The organism is Mesobacillus sp. (assembly GCF_049588175.1).
In the GTDB taxonomy this organism is placed as follows: domain Bacteria; phylum Bacillota; class Bacilli; order Bacillales; family Cytobacillaceae; genus Mesobacillus.
The window spans coordinates 1-6,681 of record NZ_JBAVFI010000251.1 but is presented as its reverse complement, the minus strand read 5'-3'; the positions used below and the strand labels follow the sequence as shown (position 1 = coordinate 6,681).

The 6,681-nt window shown below is 42.0% G+C and carries 6 protein-coding genes; 2 read left to right on the top strand and 4 right to left on the bottom strand.

The window, feature by feature from the left end:
• On the bottom strand, positions 1-583 hold a 583-nt coding region (locus tag WB217_RS06205), incomplete at its 3' end, for a cell division protein FtsA (RefSeq protein ID WP_423991672.1).
• 276 nt (positions 584-859) lie between these two features.
• Between WB217_RS06205 and WB217_RS06200 the strand changes: the two genes are divergently transcribed.
• Together WB217_RS06200 and ccpA are read left to right on the top strand one after the other, a co-directional pair.
• A complete protein-coding gene (locus WB217_RS06200) occupies positions 860-1,933 on the top strand; it encodes a bifunctional 3-deoxy-7-phosphoheptulonate synthase/chorismate mutase (protein ID WP_423991670.1) in 1,074 nt (357 codons plus the stop codon).
• A 492-nt stretch (positions 1,934-2,425) separates the two neighbouring features.
• Positions 2,426-3,424 carry a catabolite control protein A gene (gene ccpA / locus WB217_RS06195; protein WP_423991668.1) on the top strand — a complete coding sequence of 333 codons (999 nt, stop codon included), beginning with the start codon at positions 2,426-2,428 and terminating at the stop codon, positions 3,422-3,424.
• A 109-nt stretch (positions 3,425-3,533) separates the two neighbouring features.
• Here the strand turns inward: ccpA and WB217_RS06190 are convergent, their stop codons facing one another.
• The 3 genes from WB217_RS06190 to WB217_RS06180 all read right to left on the bottom strand — a co-directional run bounded on the left by WB217_RS06190 (position 3,534) and on the right by WB217_RS06180 (position 6,146).
• A complete protein-coding gene (locus WB217_RS06190; RefSeq protein ID WP_423991666.1) occupies positions 3,534-4,706 on the bottom strand; it encodes an acetoin utilization protein AcuC in 1,173 nt (390 codons plus the stop codon).
• The gene (locus WB217_RS06185; protein ID WP_423991664.1) at positions 4,703-5,350 is read right to left on the bottom strand and encodes an acetoin utilization AcuB family protein; all 648 of its coding nucleotides are present in this window, start codon (positions 5,348-5,350) and stop codon (positions 4,703-4,705) included. The genes WB217_RS06190 and WB217_RS06185 overlap by 4 nt, the downstream gene beginning before the upstream one ends.
• Positions 5,351-5,513: 163 nt before the next feature.
• Positions 5,514-6,146, bottom strand: a complete 633-nt coding sequence (locus tag WB217_RS06180; protein ID WP_335376481.1) for a GNAT family N-acetyltransferase — start codon at positions 6,144-6,146, stop codon at positions 5,514-5,516.
• Between the last annotated feature and the right edge of the window lie 535 nt (positions 6,147-6,681).

Below are 6,681 nucleotides of genomic sequence, written 5' to 3'. Positions count from 1 at the left end.
GTGTCAAGGCATCCATTTCGAGTCCTGCTCTGTCCAAAGCAGAAAGCAGTGATTCGACAACAACCCGTGGAAGGAAGGTCGCAATGATTTCAACAGAGGCTTCGTTTCCACGCTGATCAATCAGACTTCCGATTTCTTCTCCATCCAGCTGGTAATAAAGTACAGAATATCCGACACAATAGTAATGATGGCTATTGTCATTATTCCTTTCTCCAGCTACGGCTGCCTGGGCAAGCTGAACAGCAGTCAATTCCAGATGGAGGATATCCTGCTTAGAAAGCATAGGCTGTCCCACAATATCGGCAATTGCCTTGGAGCGTTCAGTTTTTAATGCTCTTCCAGCAGCGGCAACGCATACCTTTGTTAACGGTCCATGTGAAGCTTCAAGCTTATATTTAATATCCTGGATAATTTCGGAAACCGATAGTACATCATGAATCTGGCCATCGAGCATTGACCTTTCCTCATGTTCACGAACAAGAATGTCAATTACTTCATGACGGCCATCTGATTCCTCGAGAATGATCCCTACTACTGATCGGGTTCCAATATCAAGCGCGAACAGCTTATCTTTTACCTGCAAAACAATGCACCTTCTAACTTATATTCTCATAAAATGCTTTATTACTTAAAAGCGTTCAATTATTAAAGAAAATTGCGTGACAATTAAAATTAATTCGGCTATAATTACCCTTATTATAAATAAAGTATCACACATTGCTGCTGCTATAAAGAAGATTCAGGCTTTTAGGAGATTCTCGTGGACGCAGCTTTGGACCAGAAAAGGGACGCTGGGTTGCTTTTCTTGATGATTATCTGATTTAGGGCTAAAATGAATTTCGAAAGGACGGGACGGAAAATGAGTAAAAATTTAGACCAGCTAAGAAATCGCGTTGATGAATTGAATTTAGAGCTTTTATCATTGATTAATGAAAGAGCCCTGCTCGTCCAGGAAATTGGCCGCGCAAAAGAAACACAAGGGGTATACCGTTATGACCCGGTAAGAGAAAGAGATATGCTTAATTTAATCAAGGAGCATAATAAGGGTCCTTTTGAGAGTTCGACAGTAGAACATATTTTCAAAGAAATATTTAAGGCAGGCCTTGAGCTACAGTCTGATGACCATCGCAAGGCTCTTCTGGTATCAAGGAAGAAAAAGCCTGAAGATACAGTGATTGATATTAAGGGTGTAAAAATCGGTGATGGGAACCCTGACTTTATTTTCGGACCATGTTCAGTTGAATCATATGAACAGGTTGCAACAGTAGCTGAAGCAGTAAAAGCCAAGGGCTTTAAAATGCTCCGCGGCGGTGCGTTCAAACCAAGAACATCTCCATATGATTTCCAGGGGCTTGGACTTGAAGGTTTGAAAATCCTGAAACGGATTGCGGATGAGTACGATATGGCAGTCATTAGTGAAATCGTCAATCCGGCTGATATTGAAACGGCAGTTGACTATCTTGATGTCATTCAAATTGGTGCCCGGAATATGCAGAACTTTGAACTGCTTAAGGCTGCGGGCGCTGTAAATAAACCCATTTTGCTAAAACGTGGACTTGCTGCAACGATCGAAGAATTCATCAATGCAGCAGAGTACATCATGGCCCAGGGCAATGGACAGATTATCCTTTGCGAACGTGGAATCAGGACGTACGAAAGGGCAACAAGGAACACATTGGATATCTCGGCTGTACCAATTTTGAAGAAGGAAACACACTTGCCAGTACTGGTTGACGTCACTCATTCGACCGGCAGGCGAGACCTGCTGCTTCCAGCAGCAAAAGCTGCACTTGCGATTGGAGCTGACGGAGTCATGGCAGAGGTGCACCCGGATCCTGCCGTAGCTTTATCCGACAACGCGCAACAGATGGATCTAAAACAGTTCGACGAATTCTTGAATGGGTTGAAATCTACTCCATTTGTAAGAATCTAAAATGTTTAAAACCTTCCTGTTATCTTCAGGAAGGTTTTTTAGTGTGACAGGAAGTATAGGAGACACGCCCTATTAGTTAAATTTGGATTTATACTAAAGGGTTTTTTAAGGAAGTTTTCTAAAAAAATTGTTGTTTTGATAGCAAAACAATTATAAATAAGTTGATTGGAGCACCGGTCCGAAAACAACTCAAAAAGAAAAAAGTGCATCGAGCTGTCTGATAAGGAATCCGAGAACAACTCGAAGAGAAAAAAGGTGCATCGAGTTGTTATAAGAAGGGGTCCGAGAACAACTCGAAGAGAAATAAGCTCAGCAATTAAAAAATCTTAACAAAATAAGTCCTTCACATTGCGGGATTGCCGAGGATATCGTATCATTAATAACATAAATTATACTTGTACATATAATCACAAACTTAAAAATGATTATTGTGGCAATATTTGCTGTAAACTATAGAAAAATCGCCGTTTATTATTTGAAGGAGTGGAATAGATGAATATCACTATATATGATGTTGCAAGAGAAGCCAATGTCTCAATGGCAACGGTTTCACGTGTCGTCAACGGAAATCCGAATGTTAAGCCTGCTACCCGGAAAAAGGTAATGGAGGTCATTGACCGTCTTGGGTACCGTCCAAACGCTGTTGCCCGTGGTTTAGCAAGCAAGAAAACGACTACGGTTGGTGTGATCATCCCTGATATCGCAAGTCCGTTTTTCGCTGAACTTGCGAGAGGGATTGAGGATATCGCAACGATGTATAAATACAATATTATCTTAAGCAATTCAGATCAGAACATTGAAAAGGAATTGCATCTCTTAAATACGATGCTTGGCAAGCAGGTTGATGGCATTGTGTTCATGGGCGGAAATATTAAAGCAGAGCATGTTGAAGAATTTAAAAAATCCCAGGTACCAATCGTTCTTGCTGGTTCCATTGAAGAGTCTGGTGAAATTCCATCCGTAAATATCGATTATGAACAAGCAGCGTTTGATGCAGTACAAGCTTTTATTGAAAAAGGCCATACGGAAATTGCGTTTGTCATTGGTCCTCACCACGAGCCAATCAACAAGGATAAAAAGCTTGAAGGCTACAAGCGTGCAATTAGTGATGCTGGCATTGCTTATAATGAAGATTTCGTTATCGAGGGAGACTATACGTATGATTCCGGTCTGGAAGCGATTGAAAGGATTCTTGAGTTTGATACAAAGCCAACCGCAATCCTAGTCGGTTCTGACGAAATGGCGCTGGGTGTCGTACATGGAGCTTTCGACCGTGGCTACAGCGTTCCGGATGATTTCGAAGTTATCAGTTCCGATAACACTAGGTTGACGTTAATGGTTCGCCCGCAGCTGACTACAATCGTCCAGCCGTTATATGATATCGGTGCAGTTGCGATGCGCTTGCTGACAAAATATATGAACAAAGAGAATGTAGATGAGAACATCGTCGTATTGCCGCATAGGATTGAAAATAGAAATTCTACGAAGTAATATGGAGGCCCTTGCTATTGTGCAAGGGCCTTTTAATATCTTTCCTTTTCACAACAGCGTTCAGAACAAAAAGACCGTATAAAGAGTCCCGGCTTTACCACCGGAATCCTTACACGGTTTCAGACTTTTTGTTCGATCGGATCGGATATAATGCTTTTTCGACTGTTTGAGCATTCTTTTCCGTAATTTCTGGTTTGCGTGGAATGGGGGGATATAAATTATCCGGATCATCCCACTCTCTTGCCAGTTCAACAGAGGCTTTATCCTTCCACTCTTCAATCCAATCTTGTGGTAAACTGCCATAACAATTTGAGTTTTCAATCATTTCAAGCCAGATGAGTGACCATGCTCTTGGCACAACCCGCCAAATATCGTAGCCTCCGCCGCCTACAGCAATCCATTTGCCCCCGCAATATTTATGAGCAATCTCATGTGCCAGCTTTGGTATTTCCCTGTAAATCTTCATTGTTGATGAAAGATGGGTCAAAGGGTCAAGAAAATGGGCATCAGCACCATTTTGGGTAAGAATCACATCGGGCTTGAAAAATTCCGCAACTTCCGTGAGTGCATTTTTATAGGCATCCAGCCAGGAGTCATCTTCTGTAAAAGCATCGACTGGAATATTGAATGAGTACCCATAGCCTTTCCCTTGTCCCCGTTCATTCACGTTGCCTGTGCCTGGAAATAAGTAACGGCCTGTTTCATGAATCGATAATGTGCATACATTCGGGTCGTCGTAAAAAGACCATTGGACGCCATCTCCATGATGCGCATCCGTATCTACATATAATACACGTGCATTGTATTTTTCCTGCAGATACTTAATTGCCACGGAGCTGTCATTATAGATGCAGAAGCCGGATGCCTTCCCCCTAAAGCCATGGTGCAGTCCGCCGCCAAGGTGTAAGGCATGCTCAGCTTTTCCGCTCATCACATAATCGACAGCGGTCAGTGTGCCGCCAACCAAAAAGGCGCTCGCTTCGTGCATATTTGCAAAAATGGGCGTATCCTCTGTTCCCAATCCATATCCTTCAGCAGCGTCACCTTTAAGCTGTCCCTGGCCGGCAAGCTTAACCGCATGAACAAAATTGGGGTCATGGATCAGGCATAGTTCCTCATCCGTTGCCATTCGGGGTGCGACAATCTGATTTTCCTCAATAGCCCCCATTTTTTGCAGTAAATCCAATGTGAGTTTTAAGCGCATCTGATTAAAAGGATGTTGGCTGTTGAAACGGTAATTCAGCAGCTCTTCTGAAAAGACAAACACAGAACGGTCGGTCATGATGACATCCCCGGCAGGTTCGGCCAGAGAACATTGTGTCCGGCTTTTTTCAAATCCTCGATTACTGCAATTGGATTCATTGTCTGGATCCTTACTACGAGAATTTTGTATTGCTCATCCTTTTGGTCAGGGTATACCAGCACGCTTTGGATATTGGCCTTTCTCATGCTGATCACAGATGCTATTTCACAAAGCATACCTGCCTTGTTCGGTACCTTAACTTCAATTTGCGACCCTGGCTGATGGGCACCAGTCAATTCAACAAGTGTATGAAGAAGGTCCGTTTCAGTTACAATTCCGACGAGCTTTTTATCCTGGATGATGGGCATGCAGCTGATATTATGTTCGTAGAAAACTCCAGAGATCTCTTCGACAAAATCAAGTGGATGGCCAGTGATCAGATTTGTCGTCATAATCGTTTTAACTGCTTTGTCAAGCTGGTGCTTATGCTCATCCCAATGAAAAATCGATGGAGCTGCATCCTTGATATCCCGGTCTGATACCAGGCCGACAACAGTGTTCTCAGTGTCAACGATAGGAATATGCCTAATTTTTTTGGCAGACATCAGCTTGATCGCTTCTGCAATTGTGTTTTCTTGAAAAAGAGTGGAAACATTTTTTTTCATAATTTCTTCGACGATCATGATTCTTCCTCCTTGAATGATACGGTATCTTTCAAGTTAAGTAATTAATTCAATAAATGTATTGGTGAAAATAGTAATTTTAAGAGTGAAGCTTTTATAAAAGCTGAGATCGATATAATTGTGACAGGAAAAGTATAGCTATAAATTGATCTAGACAAGCCTATTAATACATGAACCGGTTCATGAATCGCAGCTGGTCGAACTTCTGGATGGATTCAGGTGCAATTCTTTTCCCGATACGCGCCATTAGACAGTTAGCTGGATGGGAGCTGATTTCCGGGTCATCCGTCGCATACCAGACAAGGCCTCCTGCATTCATCATTTTTTCCATGACTTTGCGGTATTCCCAAACATTAAGACCGGTTCCTTTTAAATCCCAGTGCCAGTAATATTCTGTCGTGATGATGATATAATCTTCCATTGCGTCGTCCATCATTGAAACAACCAATAGGTTTTTCCCGACCCTGCTTCCACGGAATTCAGGAATAACCTCAATTGCGCCAAGCTCGATTAAATCTTCCATGCCGCCTTCCGACCACCGCTCAAGCGGATCTGGATAAAGATAAGTAACATAGCCGACAACCATATCCCCTGAACGGGCTACTATAATCCTTCCTTCAGGCAGACCGGCAATTTCAATAAGCGCCTTATGCTGCTGGGCGGGAGGACGAAAAGCTACCAAATCCTTATGAAATTCATAGCTTGCCAGTTTTTCAGGAGAAATTGGGCCTTCAATGATTAAACGACCATGAGGAGTTTTCAGTTCTTTTGCGTTATAAGTCTTTTTATGTTCCATTCAGTCACCACCCGTCAACAATTCAAACGTCAATTCTATTATACATAAAATCTAACAGATAAAAGCGCTTTCACAAAATTTTCTGTTTTTAAAACCTGTTCTTTTCGTAAAATAGTTTCTGCTCTGCAATGCATATTTTAATGTTTCTTTTAAAAAGGCACTGTTAAACTTGGCTGTTAATTTCCGCTCCAGGCACTCGCTTTCCGCGGGGCGTCAGGTGAGCCTCTTCGTCGCTTTGCTCCTGCGGGTGCTGATCCCGCAGAGTCGAGAACCCTCCGCTCCAATCAACAGGTGCTCAAAATCAACATTGAACTATAACAGAGCCTTTAAAAATTGCATAATATAAAAACTTAAAATTATACTCTCACGAATAATGACATTCGGCCAAGACAGTCTGTTATCTAAGTGATGACTTAAAGTTAGAATTAAGTATTTTCATATAAATATTTTAAAAATTGAGAAAAGCGAATTTTTATACTATAATGTATTTTAAATAAAAGAGACAAGGGGGATGGGTATATGAAAGTGGAAGCGC

Excerpts from the sequence above, each read along its gene's own strand:
- WB217_RS06185 (WP_423991664.1), bottom strand. The coding sequence starts at position 5,350 with ATGATCGTCGAAGAAATTATGAAAAAAAATGTTTCCACTCTTTTTCAA.
- ccpA (WP_423991668.1), top strand. The coding sequence starts at position 2,426 with ATGAATATCACTATATATGATGTTGCAAGAGAAGCCAATGTCTCAATG.
- WB217_RS06180 (WP_335376481.1), bottom strand. The coding sequence starts at position 6,146 with ATGGAACATAAAAAGACTTATAACGCAAAAGAACTGAAAACTCCTCAT.
- WB217_RS06190 (WP_423991666.1), bottom strand. The coding sequence starts at position 4,706 with ATGACCGACCGTTCTGTGTTTGTCTTTTCAGAAGAGCTGCTGAATTAC.
- WB217_RS06200 (WP_423991670.1), top strand. The coding sequence starts at position 860 with ATGAGTAAAAATTTAGACCAGCTAAGAAATCGCGTTGATGAATTGAAT.